15 protein-coding genes are annotated in these 17223 nt (G+C 63.8%); 7 read left to right on the forward strand and 8 right to left on the reverse strand.

Features of this window, described 5'->3' with window-relative positions:
- Positions 1–990 (reverse strand): alpha/beta hydrolase, encoded by a 990-nt coding sequence (locus AC07OE_RS03425; RefSeq protein WP_495069171.1) that lies wholly within the window; start codon positions 988–990, stop codon positions 1–3.
- Positions 991–1044: 54 nt separating this feature from the next.
- On the opposite strand from AC07OE_RS03425, the gene gbd reads away from it, so the two are divergent.
- The 3 genes from gbd to AC07OE_RS03440 all read left to right on the forward strand — a co-directional run bounded on the left by gbd (position 1045) and on the right by AC07OE_RS03440 (position 5576).
- Positions 1045–2181 (forward strand): 4-hydroxybutyrate dehydrogenase, encoded by a 1137-nt coding sequence (gene gbd / locus AC07OE_RS03430; RefSeq protein WP_495069172.1) that lies wholly within the window; start codon positions 1045–1047, stop codon positions 2179–2181.
- A gap of 111 nt (positions 2182–2292) precedes the next feature.
- The gene (locus AC07OE_RS03435; RefSeq protein ID WP_495069173.1) at positions 2293–5097 is read left to right on the forward strand and encodes an EAL domain-containing protein; all 2805 of its coding nucleotides are present in this window, start codon (positions 2293–2295) and stop codon (positions 5095–5097) included.
- Entirely contained in the window at positions 5094–5576 is a 483-nt protein-coding gene (locus AC07OE_RS03440) for a hypothetical protein (protein ID WP_495069174.1), read from the forward strand. Before AC07OE_RS03435 ends, AC07OE_RS03440 begins: the two co-directional genes overlap by 4 nt.
- Here AC07OE_RS03440 and AC07OE_RS03445 read toward each other — a convergent pair.
- The 5 genes from AC07OE_RS03445 to AC07OE_RS03465 all read right to left on the reverse strand — a co-directional run bounded on the left by AC07OE_RS03445 (position 5561) and on the right by AC07OE_RS03465 (position 12037).
- A complete protein-coding gene (locus AC07OE_RS03445; RefSeq protein WP_495069175.1) occupies positions 5561–6550 on the reverse strand; it encodes an alpha/beta hydrolase in 990 nt (329 codons plus the stop codon). The two genes, AC07OE_RS03440 and AC07OE_RS03445, sit on opposite strands and share 16 nt — an antisense overlap.
- A gap of 32 nt (positions 6551–6582) precedes the next feature.
- A complete protein-coding gene (locus AC07OE_RS03450; RefSeq protein ID WP_495069176.1) occupies positions 6583–7743 on the reverse strand; it encodes a patatin-like phospholipase family protein in 1161 nt (386 codons plus the stop codon).
- Between the two features lie 41 nt (positions 7744–7784).
- Entirely contained in the window at positions 7785–8591 is an 807-nt protein-coding gene (locus AC07OE_RS03455; protein WP_495069177.1) for an HDOD domain-containing protein, read from the reverse strand.
- A gap of 112 nt (positions 8592–8703) precedes the next feature.
- Entirely contained in the window at positions 8704–9423 is a 720-nt protein-coding gene (locus AC07OE_RS03460; RefSeq protein ID WP_495069178.1) for an Npun_F0296 family exosortase-dependent surface protein, read from the reverse strand.
- Positions 9424–9607: 184 nt separating this feature from the next.
- Complete coding sequence (locus AC07OE_RS03465; protein WP_495069179.1) at positions 9608–12037, reverse strand: Tex family protein; 2430 nt, start codon at positions 12035–12037, stop codon at positions 9608–9610.
- Positions 12038–12123: 86 nt separating this feature from the next.
- On the opposite strand from AC07OE_RS03465, the gene AC07OE_RS03470 reads away from it, so the two are divergent.
- From AC07OE_RS03470 to AC07OE_RS03485, 4 genes are all read left to right on the forward strand, one after another.
- A complete protein-coding gene (locus tag AC07OE_RS03470; RefSeq protein ID WP_495069180.1) occupies positions 12124–12870 on the forward strand; it encodes a substrate-binding periplasmic protein in 747 nt (248 codons plus the stop codon).
- Between the two features lie 36 nt (positions 12871–12906).
- Positions 12907–14271, forward strand: a complete 1365-nt coding sequence (gorA, locus tag AC07OE_RS03475) for a glutathione-disulfide reductase (protein ID WP_495069181.1) — start codon at positions 12907–12909, stop codon at positions 14269–14271.
- A 15-nt stretch (positions 14272–14286) separates the two neighbouring features.
- Positions 14287–15495 (forward strand): methyltransferase, encoded by a 1209-nt coding sequence (locus tag AC07OE_RS03480; protein WP_495069182.1) that lies wholly within the window; start codon positions 14287–14289, stop codon positions 15493–15495.
- A 75-nt stretch (positions 15496–15570) separates the two neighbouring features.
- A complete protein-coding gene (locus AC07OE_RS03485) occupies positions 15571–16080 on the forward strand; it encodes a DUF1993 domain-containing protein (RefSeq protein ID WP_495069183.1) in 510 nt (169 codons plus the stop codon).
- A 92-nt stretch (positions 16081–16172) separates the two neighbouring features.
- Here AC07OE_RS03485 and AC07OE_RS03490 read toward each other — a convergent pair whose 3' ends face one another.
- Entirely contained in the window at positions 16173–16901 is a 729-nt protein-coding gene (locus AC07OE_RS03490; protein WP_495069184.1) for a hypothetical protein, read from the reverse strand.
- A gap of 108 nt (positions 16902–17009) precedes the next feature.
- A complete protein-coding gene (locus tag AC07OE_RS03495; RefSeq protein WP_296466206.1) occupies positions 17010–17171 on the reverse strand; it encodes a hypothetical protein in 162 nt (53 codons plus the stop codon).
- Between the last annotated feature and the right edge of the window lie 52 nt (positions 17172–17223).

Here is a 17223-nt window from a genome sequence, read left to right on the forward strand (position 1 = left end):
TCAAAGGCTGAAAGCTTGGCGCAGTGCACGCGCAGCGTCGGCATGGGCCGTGGCTGCCTCGGGAATGGCACGGCCCATTTTGATGAACTCGTGGACTACGCCGCGGTAAATCTCCAGATCTACCGGCACACCGGCCAGGCGTAACCGGTCGGCATAGGCAATACCTTCGTCGACCAATGGATCGCACTCGGCCAGGCCCACCCAGGCGGGTGCCACGCCGCCCAGATCCACCTCCTGCCCATCGGGGCCCTTGCCGTCCAGCGGTGCAAAGCGCCAGTCGTCCCGGTCGGCCGCGCTACGGATGTAGTGCTCGAAAAAGAAGGTGATCTGAGGCTCCTCAAGCAAAAAGCCGCTGGCAAACGTGCGGTGGGACACGGTGTTTTGATGGCCCGCGCAGCCCGGGTAAAACAGGAGTTGCAAGGCCAGCGGCAGGCCGATGTTGCGCGCCTCGATGGCACAGGCCGCAGTCAGGGTGCCGCCGGCACTGTCACCGCCCAAGGCGATACGGGTCGTATCCAGACCCCGGTCTCGGCCCTTTTGGGCCACCCACTGCACCACGTCCCACGCGTCGTTATGCGCGGTGGGGAATTTGTGCTCGGGTGCCAGCCGGTAGTCCACCGACAGCACAGCACAACCTGTCAAGTGCGCCAGACGGCGGCACAGGCCGTCGTGTGTGGCCACGCTGCCCACGGTAAACCCGCCACCGTGGAAGTAGATCAACACAGGCTGTCCGGTACCGCTGGGCGCGTAATGGCGCACGGGAATGGAGTAGCCATCGCGCGCAGTCACCGTGAAGTCCTCCACACGGTGCAGTTTCTGGGTGGGCAGCTCCAATACATCAGCACCTGCTGCATAGGCCGCGCGGGCCTGCTGGGCGCTCAGCATGTGCATGGGCGCGTGGCCGGCCCGGGCAATGCGGTCCAGCACCCCGCGCATGGTGGGGGTGAGCAGGCTGCGCGGGTTGCCGCGGCGGTCATGGTGGTGACTCATGGTTGGATGGCTTCTTGGTACATTGGCTTTTTTCAATCCTACACGTCCAGCACCATGGCCTTCATCTACTACGTGACCCAGATCCAGTTTGAAAGCGGCGCGGTGCGCTTGCTCCAACAAGAGTGCGAACGTGTGGGTATTACCCGCCCGCTGGTCGTGACCGACCCGGGCGTGAAGGCCGCAGGTATTCTGCAAAAGGCGCTGGATGCCCTGCCCGGCCTGACCGTGGCGGTGTTTGACCAGACGCCTTCCAACCCCACCGAAGCCGCGGTGCGCGCTGCCGCCGCCATGTACCAAGCCCAGGGTTGCGATGGGCTGATCGCCGTGGGTGGTGGCTCCGCGATTGACTGCGCCAAGGGCGTGGCGATTGCCGCCACGCATGAAGGCCCCCTCACCCACTACGCCACCATCGAAGGCGGCTCGGTGCGCATCACCGACCGCGTGGCCCCCATCATCGCCGTGCCCACCACCAGCGGCACCGGCAGCGAGGTCGCGCGCGGCGCCATCCTCATCGTGGACGACCACCGCAAGCTGGGCTTCCACAGCTGGCACCTGGTGCCCAAAACCGCCATTTGCGACCCCGAACTGACGCTGGGTCTGCCCCCCAAGCTGACCGCCGCCACCGGCATGGATGCGATTGCGCACTGTATGGAAACCTTCATGGCGCCCGCCTTCAACCCTCCGGCCGATGGCATTGCGCTGGACGGGCTGGAGCGTGCCTGGGGCCACATCGCCCGGGCTACCCTGAACGGCAGCGACGTGGAGGCTCGTACCAATTTGATGAGCGCCAGCATGCAGGGCGCCATGGCGTTCCAGAAAGGGCTGGGTTGTGTGCACAGCCTGAGCCACAGTCTGGGCGGGGTGGACCCGCGCCTGCACCACGGCACGCTCAACGCCATGTTTTTGCCAGCCGTGGTGGCCTTCAACGCGCAAGCCGAATCGGTGCAAAAGGACAAGCGCCTGCAACGCATGGCCCATGCCATGGGCCTGGGCTCGGCGAGTGACATTGGCGAGGCCATCAAGGATATGAATGCCCGTCTGGGTCTGCCCACGGGGCTGGCAGCCATGGGCGTATCCGCCGCCCAGTTTGACCAGATCATCACTGGCGCACTGGCCGACCATTGCCACAAGACCAATCCCCGCATCGCGACGGCAGACGAGTACCGCCAGATGCTGGAAGCGTCTTTGTAGCGCGCCAGCCCGCATGTCGTGGGGCCGCGTTCCAGTCGCGGCTAAACTGCCATCGGAATTTAGAAAACGATAGCAAGGGCGCGCCAAAGCGCCCCAGGGACCACGACAACAATGCGCCACTATTCCATCACCACCTGGTTGACGCGGGGAACGTACCCGCGTCTGTTCTTGCCCATTCTGGGCATCATCGTTGCGGTGACGCTGGTGCGGTATCACCTGTTGTTCAGTGCCGAAGTGCAGGAGGCGGTGGAGCACCAGCAGGCGCAGGTGCAGGTCACCGGGCACTACCTGCTACCCCTGCTGGTGCGTGCCAGTGCCAATGGAACGCAGGCAGAGTTGCAGGCGATGCTGGAGGCCGAACTGCGCTTCAACCCCGAGATCCAAAGCCTGCAATGGCGCCAGCGGGGGCAGTTACTACAAGCCGAGACTGCGGGCTTTGAGCGCCCGCAGGTGCCGGTGTGGTTTGAGCGACTTGCCGCACTCAAGCCTCTTGGGGGTGATTTCGCACAGCGACTGCCCGATGGCAGCGACGTGCAAGTTTCGGTGGTAGTGGGCAACATCCAGGTGCTGGAGCAGGTCTGGCGCACGATTGGCGCGCAGATGCATATCACTGCGCTGAACATCTTCACCATCCTGTTTTTATTGACTTTGTTGTTGCGGGCCAATGCCCGCATGCTGAAACGTCTGAACACAGCCACCGAAGAATTTCGTGCGGGCGAGCTCGGGGCCCGGATGGTGGAAAAAGGCACGTTGGAGATGCGTGCTGTGGCGCAGGCCTTCAACAGCATGGCGGGCCAGATCCAGGGCCTGGTCCAATCATTGCAAACCACGCAAGCAGAGTTGCAAGAACAATTGCATTTCACCCGCCAGCTGATCAACGCCCTGCCCTTGCCGGTGTTTGTGCGCGCGAGTGATGGCACCTGCCTGGGCGTCAACCAATCCTGGGAAGCATTTTTCAGCACCCCGGCCCAAACCGTGGTCGGTGCCCCGATGTCCAGCGACTTCGTGGCCTTGCCCGATGAACGGCAAGGTCGGGAACGTCGTGTCCTGAGCCGCAAGGACAACGAGGTGCTGGTCAAAGCGGGGGCCTACGACCTGCGCGAAATGGTGTATTTCAAGGCCCCCTTCACCCTGATGGATGGCAGCGTGGGTGGCAGCATTGGCGCGTTGGTAGACATTACCGAGCGCAAGCTGGCGCAGGAAGCCCTGCAGGAAGAGAAAGAACGTGCGGTGGTCACACTGTCGTCGATTGCCGATGGCGTCATCACCACCAACCTGCATGGCCACATTGACAGCCTCAATGAGGCAGCCCAGTTTCTAACCGGCTACACCGAGCGACAAGCGCTGGGACGCCCCTTGGCAGAAGTGTTTCAGTTGGATGCCACATCCCAGGCCCTGCCAAAGGGTGTGTGCGTGGATCAGTTGCACCAGACCCAGACCGCAGTGCATGCCATCAACCAGCTGTTGCTGCACCACTCTGGCGAGCGCTACGCCATTGAGTTCACCGCTGCCCCCATTCGCCATAGCCAGGGTGCCACCGTCGGCTGTGTGCTGGTCTTCCGCGATGTGACCGAAACCCGCGACTTACAGCAAAAAATCTCGTGGCAAGCGCGCCACGACGCGCTCACTGGATTGAACAACCGCGACGCGCTGGCCGAGCGCCTGACCCATGCTTTGTACCAAGCGCGCCAGGACGGTAGCCAATTGGGCGTGTGCCTGTTGGACCTGGACCATTTCCAGAACATCAACGAGCGCCATGGCAACTGGGCTGGCGACCGTTTGCTCAAGGAAGTGGCGCTGCGCTTGCAAGGATTCGTGCAAGATCCGGCTGATGTGGCCCGGCTGGGGGGTGACGAGTTCGTGGTGTTGCTGCGCGGTCCCCGTGACGACGCCGAGGTACAGACCCAAACCCTGGCGCTGCTGGAGTGCCTGGCCCAGCCGTATGCCATTGACGACCTGCTGATTCACTCCTGTGCCAGTGCTGGTGTCGTGGTGTTTCCGCAGGACGACGCCAGCCCCGATACCCTGCTGCGCCACGCGGACCAGGCCATGTACCAAGCCAAGCAGGCCGGCCGTGGCTTCCATATTTTTGATGCCCAGCAAGACCAGGAGGTGCAAACCCACTACACCCAGCTGGCCCGTCTGGCCATTGCCGTACACCAGGGGGAGTTCCGCCTGCACTACCAGCCCAAGGTGCATCTGCGTACCGGCCAAATTGTCGGCGTGGAGGCCCTGCTGCGTTGGCAGCACCCCGACGAGGGACTGCTGGCACCGGGGCAGTTTTTGCCCCTGATGGAGCACACCGACCTGATTGTGGAGACCGGCGAATGGGTGTTGCACCAGGCGCTGACGCAACTGCAAGCCTGGGTGCTGCAGGGGCAGCGCTGGGTTGTTAGCGTGAATATTGCGGCGCGGCATTTCCACCGCGCCGACTTTGTGGACCGGCTGCGTGGCTTGCTGGCCTGCTACCCGCAGGCCCCGGCCCAGTTGCTGGAGCTGGAAATCCTGGAATCCGCCGTGCTGCAGGACATCCAGCACATGCGCCAGGTCATGCAAGGCTGTCAGGCGCTCGGGGTGTGCTTTGCGCTGGACGACTTCGGTACCGGGTTTTCCTCGCTGTCTTACCTCAAGCGCTTGCCGGCCGAGACCATCAAGATCGACCGCCTGTTTGTAGAGGGCCTGCTGCACGACTCCGAGGACCGCACGCTGGTGGGTGCCATCGTGGCGCTGGCCAAAGCCTTTGACCGTGCAGTGATCGCCGAGGGTGTGGAAACGCCGGCCCAGGCCGCCAAGCTGCTGGAGCTCGGTTGCGAGCTCGGCCAGGGCTACGGCATTGCACGCCCCATGCCGGCGCCCAATATGCTTCCCTGGGCACTGGCCTACAGCGCTGCCCATCAGGTGTTTGTCGCACCATGAAACGGGTTGCCGCGCTGTCTTTGGCTGCAGGGGTGGTGCTGCAGGGCGCCGTGTGGGCAGAGGACATGCCCAAGCCTTGGGAGGTATGCCTGCCCGACCACGCCATGGCACCCTACGTGAGCGCCCCAGGCAAAGCACCTGGCGTCTCCGAGCGCTTGATGACCGATGCCGCAGCCCGGGCGCGGGTATCGGTGGTGTTTGTTCGCATGCCCAGCGCGCGCTGTCTGGCTATGTTGCGTATGGGGATGGCGGACGCTGGCTTGGTCAGTTCGGCGGAAGAACATCCGCAGCCCTTGCGGTTTCCGCTGCATGACGGCAAGCCTGATGTCGAGAAACGCGTACTGTCGCTCGCCTCTCCGGCGGCCGACTATTTCCTGGTGGCCAAACCCACATTGAGTGCCGAGGAGCAGGCGAAGCTGGAAGCGTGGTGGGCGGCGATTGGGGCCTTGCGCGATACGCCGGCCTACAAACCACGCTGAAGCGTGGCCGCTACCGGGGCCGAGAGACTGGCCATGAAGCTTTCCACCGCCTGGGTGTAGGCGGTTGCCAGGCCCAACTCCTTGTTGATCTCACTGTGGGTCAAGTCCTCGGGCAAGACCTGCACGCGCACGCCCATGGGGGTAGCACGGGCCGCAAAGGCGCGGGCCTGACCACAGGACTCGTCACGTCGGATGGAGCACACCGCCAGCAGTGGCTTGGCACCCGCCTGCAACTGTTGCAGCGGCGACACCGCTTTCCAGAACGTAGGGTCGGTGCCGAAAGCCGGGTCGTACAGCTTGTAGTGCTTGGTCTGCATGATGGGGGCTACATCCAGCGCTGCACTGTCCAGTGCCACCGTGCCCAGCCAGGGCTGAGCACCCGCTTGGCTGGCCAATGAGCCGGACGATGCGAGCAGTGCCACCAGGTGCGCGCCGGCCGAATGGCCCATGAGGATGAATTGCCGGGGGTCGGCACCCCAGCCGGTGGCCTTGGACTGGGCGCTGGCCAACGCCTGGGCCACATCACGCACCTGGTCCAGCGGATCTGCCTCGGGCAAGAGGCGGTTGTTCACCGAGATAAAGACAAAACCCTTGGGCACCCAACGGGCTACCTTGTTGTCCACCACGTTGCCCATGCGTTTGTCCCCGGTGCGCCAGGCGCCACCGTGGACCATGAAGATCACCGGGGCCAGCGCAGGGCCCTTGCCAGGCAGGTAGACGTCCATGCGCTGCTTGGGGTCACTGCCATAGGCCACGTCGCGCACCACATTGCGGGCCACCGCGGAGGGTGCGTTGTCGCCGCCGTCCGGGTTCTCCAGGGTCTGCTCAGCGCTGGGTTCTGTCACGGGCGCTTTTTCTTCCGACCGGCTCTCGGCGCGGGCCGCGCGGCGCTCCTTGATGCGGTCGAGCAATGGGCCGGCCGACACCGCACCGGCGGTGAAGGCCAGGGCCATGCACAAGGTCCAAGTGCGCAAGGGAGTGTGTGTAGGCAGTAATCGTGGCAAGGTCATAGTGGGCGTACCAAGTTCATGTCGGGCTTGTCCAGCCAGGCGATGAACTCGTCCACCAACTGCTGGCTGGCACGGGTGGCGGTGGTCCACGCCTTCACCCGTCCAGCCAGATCATTGCCAAAATGCGTAAAGTCTTTGCGGTCTGGAAGTTTGCTGTTTGGTAAAGTTTTCACCCACTCGGGGTTGGGCGCCAGCAGCACCATGGTGTCCAGAAACGCCGTGGAGCGGTGCCGCCACTTCAGCCCCTTGTCCAGCCAGCCTGGCACCACGCTTTTTTGGAAATGCGGATACAGCACCAGACCTTGGTGCTCAAATAGACCGCTAGCCCCCGTGGAATATGCGCTGTCTGCTCCTGAATCAATAGCGATTTGAAGTTGCCCTGCGGCCGGGTAGTTCAGGTGCAGGTGGTAGTCGGTGATGCCGCCATCCCAATAGGCCCCGGCAGGTGCCCCGGGAATGTTGTGAATGGCTTGCAGCACAAACGGAATCGAGCAGCTGGCCTGCAGGGCCGGGTTGAAGTTGGCCTCGCTCAGTGGCACATGGCGCGTGCGGTAGTCGCCGGTAGCAAACGGCAGCGCCGCCGCACCTCCGTCCGCCAGCGGGCTGGAAAAAACCACCCGCTCCAACCAGGCACCCATGGCCTTGCGGTGCACGGTGTTGGTGAGGAAAGCGCCGAAGTAACCCAGCGGCGTGCGCAGACCGTGCTCGGTGCGCAGCAGGTGCCGCCCGCGGGAGGTGACGATGTGCAGCCGAAAGCGCGGGTGCTGCAGCACCTCCGGCACCCGGCCCCCGTAAAACGACTGCAGGTTCCGTCCAAAGGTTTCGCTCACCTGCTGGGCGCTGATGCGTTTTTGCCCCGGCGCCAGCTCGTAGTGCTGGTGGATGTAGTCGTGCTCCAGCCGCTCAAACGCCGCCACCGGGTCGTTCAGACAGGCCGTGGCCATGCGCCAGGCGCCGATGGAGGCGCCCACCAGATGCACCGGCTGCTGCGAGCGCCGCAGCCAGTCGCCAAAAATAAAGCGGTCCAGCGCACCGAGGATCAGGCCCTTGGGCCCGCCGGCGGCGCCGGGGATGGTGGCGATGTGCTGGGGTTGCAGCCCGTGGGCGGACAACGCCGCCCGGGCCTTGGGGCCCGCATAAATCTGAAGTGCTTGCATTCTAAAAAATCAAATACCCGCGCAGCGGCGGAGCGTGGGGGTCATGTATACGCGGCCCAGTCAAACGGGTCTTGCTGCAGCACCATGTCAATGTCCAGCCCCAGCGCCACGCCCACCGTGCCGGGGAAGGTCACGGCCAGACCGCGCTGTGTCAGCTTGGCCTCTTTGCCGCGGGCGCGCCAGGCTGCCAGGTGAATCACACCGGCCAGCGGCTCGTACACATGGTTGTCAAACGGGGCGTACTGGTGCTCCAGCGCGTCCACCATGAATTCGGGAAAGTGCCACATGCGTGCGTAGCCTGCACCCACGCTGGCATAGCAATAGCCCAGCACCTTGCGCTCCAGTGATGCCCGGTTCAAGCCCAGTGGATGCACGTCTTCGTCCAGTACCGCGGTAATGTCGGACATGGCCAGGTGCATGGCCAGCTCGCCCACCGCGTGGATCAGGCCACAGGTAAACGCCGCCTGCTGGTTTAACCGTACCAGCCCGGCCAGCGAACGAGACACACGCGCCACGTTGAGGCTGTAGTCCCAAAACTGCTGCAGCTGGATGCCCGGCACGGCTTTGAGCGAGGCCCCGGTGGCCGCTGCCTGGGCCATGGTGCGCACATGGTTCAAGTCCAGCAAGGCCAGCGCTTCGGAGACGCTGCTGATCTTGCCCGAGAGTTGGAAAAAACTGGAGTTGGCGAGCTGCAAGAGCCGGGTGGTCAGCGCCGGGTCGGTGCTGATGAGTTGGGTGACCTTCTTGAGGTCAATTTCCGGACGGTCCAGCTCATTGAGCAGCAGTGCTACCACTTTGGGAATGCTGGGCAGATTGAACTGCTGCTCCAGCAACGCACTGAGTTTCATGGCCACGGTCTCCTCAACCAACTTTTGGGGATGCAGGGATTATCCCTCCGCGCCGCAGCCCGCAGAAGCAAAAAACCCCGCCGGAGCGGGGTTCGCGCACAGTCCCGCCGCCTCAGGCGCGGGTCTGGGTCTTGCGGCGAGTCACTACCCCCATGAGGCCCAATCCTGCCAGCATCAGGGCGTAGGTTTCGGGTTCCGGCACGGCGGTGATGAAGGCGTGGTTGTCGGTTTCGAACGCATTACCGTTGGAGGCGAAGGTCACACGGGTGATCTTTTCTGCGCCTTGGGTGAACACGTTGAAGTAGCGCGCATAGCTCTGGTTGCCATCGGCAGGCTGCTTGACGACGCTGCCATCAAAGGACGCCAGTTGGGTGTTGCCGTTCCAGAACGTGACCGTGTTGTAGGTATCGGGCGATCCCCACAGAAAGCCAAAGTAACGCAGGCCTGAGGTGAAGGTCACAGAACCGGTGCCAGCTTGCACGCCGGTGTTACCGACAGAGTAGTAGTTGTCCACGGCAGCGTAGTGGCTGGCCGTGTTCTCGGGGCGGGCAGCCACTCCGGAGATCAGCGTACTGTTGTTGAACAGTGCGCCATCGGTGTAGGTGTAGCCCACGCCACCTGCCGAACCGCTGTACACCACATCGTTGGCAACGGCACTGCCGGCCACTGCGCCACTGTTGTTGGTGGCGCTGGTGCCAAACGTGATGGTGTTGGCGCCGGCCTGGGTGCTGTAAGCGGCGTTGGTCACTGACGACGTGAGCGCATGGGCCGACAAGGCGGGCATCAGGAGGGTGGCGGCCAGGATGGCGGAGGCGGATAAGCGCAGTGGCATAAAAGTCCCTTGGCGGTTACTTGTTGTTACAGGTGCGATTGTCCTGCCATCCGTCCTTGTTTCCATAGTCCAAAAGGACTAAATGCGGTATCCCACCCGGCAAAACCGGCATTAATTCACGCTTTGCGGTCCTCCGCTATCCCGAAAAAGCTGGGGGACAGGGCCCTCCACTACCCACCAGGTATTAGCGCTTCAGCTTGGCAAAGGCGCTGGCCATGGCCGAGTTACCGGCCGGGGCATTGTCCCGGTAGCTGCCCTGCTGGCGTTCACCACGGGCCGGGCCTTGGTAGCGGTTGTCCCCTGCCCTGTCGCCCCCACGGCTGCCGGCAGGCGCTGCACCAATCTTCATGGTCAGGCTGATGCGCTTGCGTGCCACGTCTACCTCTTGCACCTGCACCTTGACGATGTCGCCGGTCTTGACGACCTCGCGCGCATCGTTGACGAACTTGTGCGCCAGCTGGCTCACGTGGACCAGACCATCCTGGTGCACACCCAGGTCCACAAACGCGCCGAACTGGGCCACGTTGCTGACGGTGCCTTCGAGGATCATTCCCTCTTTCAGGTCGGCAATGTCTTCCACGCCGTCGTTGAAGCGCGCCACCTTGAAGTCCGGACGCGGGTCGCGGCCGGGCTTTTCGAGCTCGGTGAAGATGTCCTTGACGGTGATCACACCGAATTGTTCGTTGGCAAACAACTCGGGACGCAAAGTCTTGAGCATGTCGGCGCGACCCATGATCTCGGCCACCGGCTTGCCGGTTTTGGCGATGATCTGCTCCACCACCGGGTAGGTTTCAGGGTGCACGCCCGTCATGTCCAGCGGGTTGCTGCCGCCGCGGATGCGCAGGAAGCCCGCGCTTTGTTCAAAGGTCTTGGCGCCCAGGCCGGTGACCTTCATCAGGTCCTGGCGGCTGCTGAAGGCGCCGTTGGCCTCCCGCCAGCGCACCACCGCCTTGGCCACGGTGCCCGACAAGCCAGACACGCGGGATAGCAACGGCACCGAGGCGGTATTCAAATCCACACCCACCGAGTTCACGCAGTCTTCGACCACGGCGTCCAGCGTCTTGGCCAGCTCGCTCTGGTTCACATCGTGCTGGTACTGGCCTACGCCGATGCTCTTGGGGTCGATCTTGACCAGCTCAGCCAGCGGATCCTGCAGGCGACGCGCAATCGACGCCGCGCCGCGCAGGCTCACGTCCACATCGGGCATTTCCTGCGACGCAAATTCGCTGGCGGAGTAGACCGAAGCGCCGGCTTCCGACACGACGACCTTCTCCACCTTGAGTTCTGGCGCACCCGCTTGCGCAGCCATCTTGGCCAGCAGCTTGATCAGGTCGCCGGCCAGCTTGTCGGTCTCACGGCTGGCGGTACCGTTGCCAATCGCAATCAGGTTCACGCTGTGCTTGGCGCAGAGCTTGCCCAAGGTGTGTAGCGAGCCTTCCCAGTCCTTGCGGGGCTCGTGCGGGAACACGGTGGCGGTGTCCACCAGCTTGCCGGTCGCATCGACCACGGCCACCTTCACGCCGGTGCGGATGCCGGGGTCCAGGCCCAGCACCACGCGCGGTCCGGCCGGGGCGGCGAGCAGCAGGTCACGCAGGTTGTCGGCAAACACCTTGATGGCGACCTTCTCGGCGTCTTCGCGCAGGCGGGCAAACAGGTCGCGTTCGGTGGACAGGCTGAGTTTGACCTTCCAAGTCCAGGCCACGCACTTGCGCAGCAAATCGTCTGCGGGGCGGCCCCTGTGGCTCCAGCCCAGTTTGAGGGCGATGCGTCCTTCGGCCAGGCTGACCACGGGCGTTGCTATCTTCTTGGGAGCTGCTTGCGTAGTGTTGGCGGGGGCTGCAGCCACATCTGGTTCCGGAAACACAAGTTTCGCGTCCAGAATGTCCAACGCCCGCCCGCGGAACACGGCCAGCGCGCGGTGGCTGGGCACACGGCTGATGGGCTCGTCGTAGTCAAAGTAGTCCCGGAACTTGGCGACGTCAGGGTTGTTTTCGTCCTTGCCCTCGGCGAGTTTGCTTTGCAGCAGGCCTTCGTTCCAGGCCCAGGCACGCAGCTCCTGCACCAATGCGGGGTCCTCGGCCCATCGCTCGGAGAGCAGGTCACGCACCCCGTCCAGCACGGCGAACACGGTGGAGAAATCCGGCTGTTTGTCGGCGATCTGCTCCGCCGTCAGGGGGGGCTTGACGTAGGCTTGGGCCGCCTCGGCAGGCACCAGCGTGGGGTCGGCAAACAGCGCGTCGGCCAATGGCTCCAGCCCGGCTTCCTTGGCCAACTGGCCCTTGGTACGGCGTTTGAGCTTGAAGGGCAGGTAAATGTCTTCGACTTCCTGTTTGGTGGCCGCGTTGTGGATGGCTGCCAGCAGCAGCGGTGTCAGCTTGCCCTGCTCGTCAATGGCTTTGCACACGGCTTCCTTGCGGTCGGCCAGCTCGCGCAGGTAGGACAGGCGGGTTTCCAGCTCGCGTAGCTGGATGTCATCCAGTCCGCCGGTCACTTCCTTGCGGTAGCGGGCAATAAATGGCACGGTGGCGCCTTCGTCCAGCAGCGCCACGGCGGCTTCGACCTGTTGCGGGCGGACCTGAATTTCTTGCGCGATTTGCGCGATGATTTTCTGCATTGCGAAAAATGAGCTGGCCGGTACGGCCAGCAGGGAAACAATCAAGGGCGCGAGTGTGCCACAGCCTGCGGGCGTAAACTGCGCCCATGCCCCGGCTTCTCCCCCTGTTGGTAAGCGCCTGTTACCTGGCAGTGTTGGCCGCTGGTGGTAAGGCATGGGCGGTAGACGTTCGGGTAGGCATGGGCCTGACCAAACCGCCCTACATCATGGAGTCGGGCAAGGAAGGCATTGAGGTCGAAATTGCCGAACAAGCCTTGGCCGCGGTGGGCTACAAGATGGTGGGGCTGCAGTTTCCCCCGGCGCGTGGCCTTGCCATGCAGCGGGCCGGACAGCTCGATGCGCTGCTTGGCGTGGACGAGGGCATCGGTGGCAAGGACTACTTCTCGGAACCCTATGTCGTCTACCAGAACGTGGCCATTACCCTGGCCGCACGAAAAATCCCGCTGTGGCGCATCGAAGACCTGGAAGAGTATTCGGTCGCGGGATTTCAGAACGCCGCCGTCGTTCTGGGGGAGCGTTTCAGGGCGGTGGTCGAGCGTCATCCCAACTACAAGGAATACCCGCAGCAAATCGTCCAGAACAACCTGCTCTACAGCGGCCATGTGGATGTCGTGGTGGGTGATCGGCGCATCTTTCGTTACTTCATGACCCGGCTGGACCCCAAGGTCGATGCCAGCCAGGCCATCACCATCCACCCCATTTTTCCGCCCAGCCCGCGCAAGGCCGTGTTTCGCGATCCGGAGCTGCGTGACCGTTTCAATGCAGGGTTAAAAATGATCCAGAACAATGGTGTCTACGATGCCATCTTGAAAAAGCATGCGGACCCGCCGTAGACCGGCGCAGCCGCTGCAGACCACACCAAAGGACCTATGGAACAGTTTGACTTGATCGTCATCGGGGGCGGCTCGGGCGGCGTGCGCGCCGCGCGCATTGCGGCCAACCACGGTGCCCGTGTGGCGCTGGCCGAGGAATACCGCATGGGCGGCACCTGCGTGATCCGCGGCTGCGTGCCCAAGAAACTCATGGTCTACGCCTCGCGTTTTGCGCAGGAATTTGAAGAGGCCGCCGGCTTCGGCTGGACGCTGGACGCCCCGCGCTTTGATTGGGCTGCACTCAAAACCCGGCGTGATGCCGAGGTGGCGCGCCTGGAAGGCATCTATCGCAGCAACCTGGACAAAGCGGGGGTGCAGATTCTGGAGGGCCGCGCCACGCTGGTGGACCGCCACACGGTCGCCCTGGCGAATGGCCAGCGCTTTCAGGCCAAACACATTTTGATAGCAACCGGTGCACAGCCGGCGCGGGGTCCAGACATTCCGGGCCATGAACTGGCGATCGATTCCAATGGTTTCTTTGACCTGCCCGCCCTGCCCCGGCGCGTGGTGGTGCAAGGTGCGGGCTACATCGCGCTGGAGCTGGCCTGTGTGCTGCATCTGCTGGGTGCGCAGGTGACCGTGGTGGTGCGCGGCGACCAGATCCTGCGCGGCTTTGACAATGAGCTGCGCCAGCACCTGGCCGTGGAAATGGTCCACAGCGGCCTGCAGTTCCGTTTTGGCCGCGAGGTGCAAGCGATTGCGCGTGACGCCGATGCGCTGCAGGTGCGGCTGGACAACGGCGATAGCCTGACCGCGGACTGCGTGCTGCGCGCCCTGGGCCGCGGACCGAACACCCAGGGGCTGGGTCTGGAGGCGCTGGGCATTGCACTGGACGCGCACGGCGCCATTCCGGTGGACGATTTCAGCCAAACCAGCGTACCCGGCATTTACGCCGTCGGTGACGTGACCAACCGCGTCAACCTCACGCCCATGGCGATCCGCGAGGGCCATGCCTTTGCTGACACCGTGTTTGGTGGCACGCCGCGCCGCGTGGACCACGCGCTGATTCCGACTGCCGTGTTCACCACGCCAGAGGCCGGTGTGGTGGGGCTGACAGAAGAACAAGCGCTGAAGAGCCATCCGCACCTAGACGTGTACCGCGCCAGCTTTCGCCCCCTGAAGGCCACGCTCTCGGGCCATGCGGGCAAGATGCTGCTCAAACTGCTGGTAGACCGCGACACCGACCGTGTGCTCGGCTTCCACGCCGTGGGGCCCGATACCGGAGAAATGGCGCAGCTGGTGGGCGTGGCCCTGCAGTTGCAGGCCACCAAGGCCGCGCTGGATGCTACGCTCGCGGTCCACCCCACGGCCGCTGAAGAGCTGGTCACCATGCGCACGCCGGCCGTGCGCCACAACCTCTAAGGCCTACCCTCCCCCATGCAGCCCACCCACATCCACTGGACCGAAGCGGGCCAATCTTGTTCTGCGCTGTGGCGCTCCGAGCGCGGCGCCGCGCCCCCCAAACGTGTGGTGCTAGCCGACGACACCACAACGGCAGACGACGCCTACCACCTGGCCTGCGAAGGCACAGCCCTGCTGTGGCGGGGTGATTTTCAGAACGCCCGCCAGCTGCTGCAGGCCCTGGCCCGGCGCATCGACAAAACGCCCCAGCGCAAGCAGCGCGCCGCCAAGGGCGCCGCTATCCACAAGCCACCCGTGTCGGCAGCTGAGGGCTTCAACCTGCACCGCCAGGCCCAGTCGCAGCGCGCCCGCGTGCTGGCCATGGTGCTGCTGCCCTTCAATGCCGACTACAGCATCCCCCTGCGCCGTGCGCCCGATGCCCGCCAGGCCTGCGCCGAGGCCTGGGGCCCGGTGGTGGTGGCTGACGGTGCCAGCGTGGCCACGCTGCGCGACCTGTTGGGCATGACCAGCGCGCACGAGTGGCGCAAAAAAGGTGTGGAGATTCCCGCGCTGGGCGCCGCACCCAACAACCGCATCCACCCCCACTACGGTGTGTTTTCCCCGGTGCGTGGCGAGTATGTAGACCTGGTGGCCACCACCCCGCTGCCAGTGCTGCTGCCCGCTGCGTTGGCATTGGGCGACACCCTGGTGGCGTTTGACATTGGCACGGGCACCGGCGTGCTGTCGGCGGTGCTGGCGCGGCGCGATGTGGCCACCGTCGTCGCTACCGACCAGGACCCGCGTGCCCTGGTCTGCGCTGCCGCCAACCTGGAGCAGTTAGGCGTCACCGCCCAGGTCACGCTGCTAAAGGCCAACCTGTTTCCCGAAGGTCAAGCCTCGCTGGTGGTGTGCAACCCGCCCTGGCTGCCGGCGCGGCCCAGCTCGCCCATTGAATACGCGGTGTACGACGAAAACAGCCAGATGCTGCTGGGCTTTCTGAATGGCCTGGTGGCCCACCTGGCGCCTGGCGGCGAGGGCTGGCTCATCCTGTCCGACCTGGCCGAGCACTTGGGCCTGCGCAGCCGCGAGGAACTGCTGGCCGCCTTTGCCACGGCGGGACTGCAGGTGCTGGGTCGGCACGATGCCAAGCCCCTGCACCCCAAGGCAACGGACGGTACCGACGCCCTGCATGCGGCGCGCGCCGCCGAAATTACCTCGCTGTGGCGCCTGGGCCCGCTGCATTGATCGTCAAAATACCCCTGTGGCGGCACGCGCCGCCCAAGCTGTTACGCTTCGGCCTCTTTTGAAGGAACCTGCCCCATGTCTGACGCCCTCTACACCGCCTCCATCCCCGTTTTTAAGCAGATGCTGCAAGCCCTCAGCGGCGTGCTGCGCAAAGCCGAAGACCACGCCACGGCCAAAAAGATCGACCCCAACGCCTTGCTGCAGGCGCGCCTGTACCCCGACATGTTTCCCCTGCTGCGCCAAGTCATGATTGCCAGCGATTTCGCCAAGGGCGCAGGTGCGCGCCTGGCCGGTGTGGAGGTGCCCGTGATGCCCGACACCGAGCTGACCTTTGCCGAGCTGCAAACCCGCATTGCCACCGTGGTGAGCTTCCTCAGCAGCCTGGATGCCAAGCTGTTTGACCAGCCCCACAGCCGCGAGATCGTTATTCAGGCCGGTACGCCCCGTGAGCGCCGCTTTGACGCCGCCACCTACCTGCTGCACTACGCCATTCCCCAGTTCTTCTTCCATGTGACCACGGCCTACGCATTGCTGCGCCACAACGGCGTGGAAGTGGGCAAGAAAGATTACATGGGCGCCAATTGATTTGCTATTGATTTAATAGCTGTCAACCCATAAAGAACGGGGGCTAGAAGCATATATAGCTTCTAGCCCCCGTTGCTTTGGTGTAATGTTTACTAATCTTTGAGCAATTCGGGCACCGCAGCCAGCACCTTGCGTTCGCATGCAGCGGTGTTGGCGTCCATCTCGGCCTTCACCTGGGCGTAGTTGTTGTCCGCCCATGCCGCTTGCGATTGCGCCGCGGGCGAGGTGTACGCACAGTCCACTACGACATTCGGGTTACCGAATAGCGTGAAACCCTCTTTGCGCTTGTACACCACCCAGTCAGACTTCAGCCGGTACAGACCCGCCTCGTCGCCCGTCAGTCCTTCATAGACCAGGTTGCTCACGCCGCCGGCCAGTACCAATGGCCGTTTGAAGACCTTGCCAGAGAGTTCCGCGTTGTCCAGGATGGCTTGACCCACCAGAGCTTGCAGGCGCGACGCGAAAATCTTGGCATCCTCAATCTGCAGGTTGCTGCGGTCTTCCAGCGGCTCGATCGTCGCGCCTTTCATGTTGTCCTTGCTGCTACCGGCGAAGGCGGTGCCTCCGCCCAACGCAAACATGAGCACGCCCAATGCGACCTGGCCGGCCACGTTTTTCTGCATCTGCTCCACCTTGACGATGCGGACCTCGGTGGGGCGCTCTTTCAAACGGCTGTCGTCCGGGTACACCGACGAAATTTCGACCTGAATGGGACGGATGGAGGCGGCCTCTTGGGCCCAGGCGGGTCCACACACCAGTGCGTGAACCAGTGCCATGCTGGCCGCACCGATGGCGGTACGGCGGTTATCAAACAACTTCACGGGGGCTCCGTTCACAGAGAAGGCCGTAGGCCGGGCAAAAAATGCCACAAAACAAAAGGCCCTCGGTGGAGGGCCTTTTGCAGTGAGGCACCGTGGAGGTGCCAGGGCTTAGCTGTGACGCTTGCCGGGGTTCTTCTTGCTGCGGGTTGCAACACCGCGTTCCAGGCTGATGCGTTGGCCGCGGCCGCCGGTGGGCAGGGTGTAGCCAGGCAGGGGCTTGGGAGCGGGAGTGGCTTTGCGGTCGGCTTCGGTAACGATTTTGTTGCCCATGGAACTATCCTGTTGGTTGGTGTGAAAACCCGTATTTTCTCACTTTTTTGAA

The organism is Rhodoferax sp. GW821-FHT09E07, from assembly GCF_059416145.1.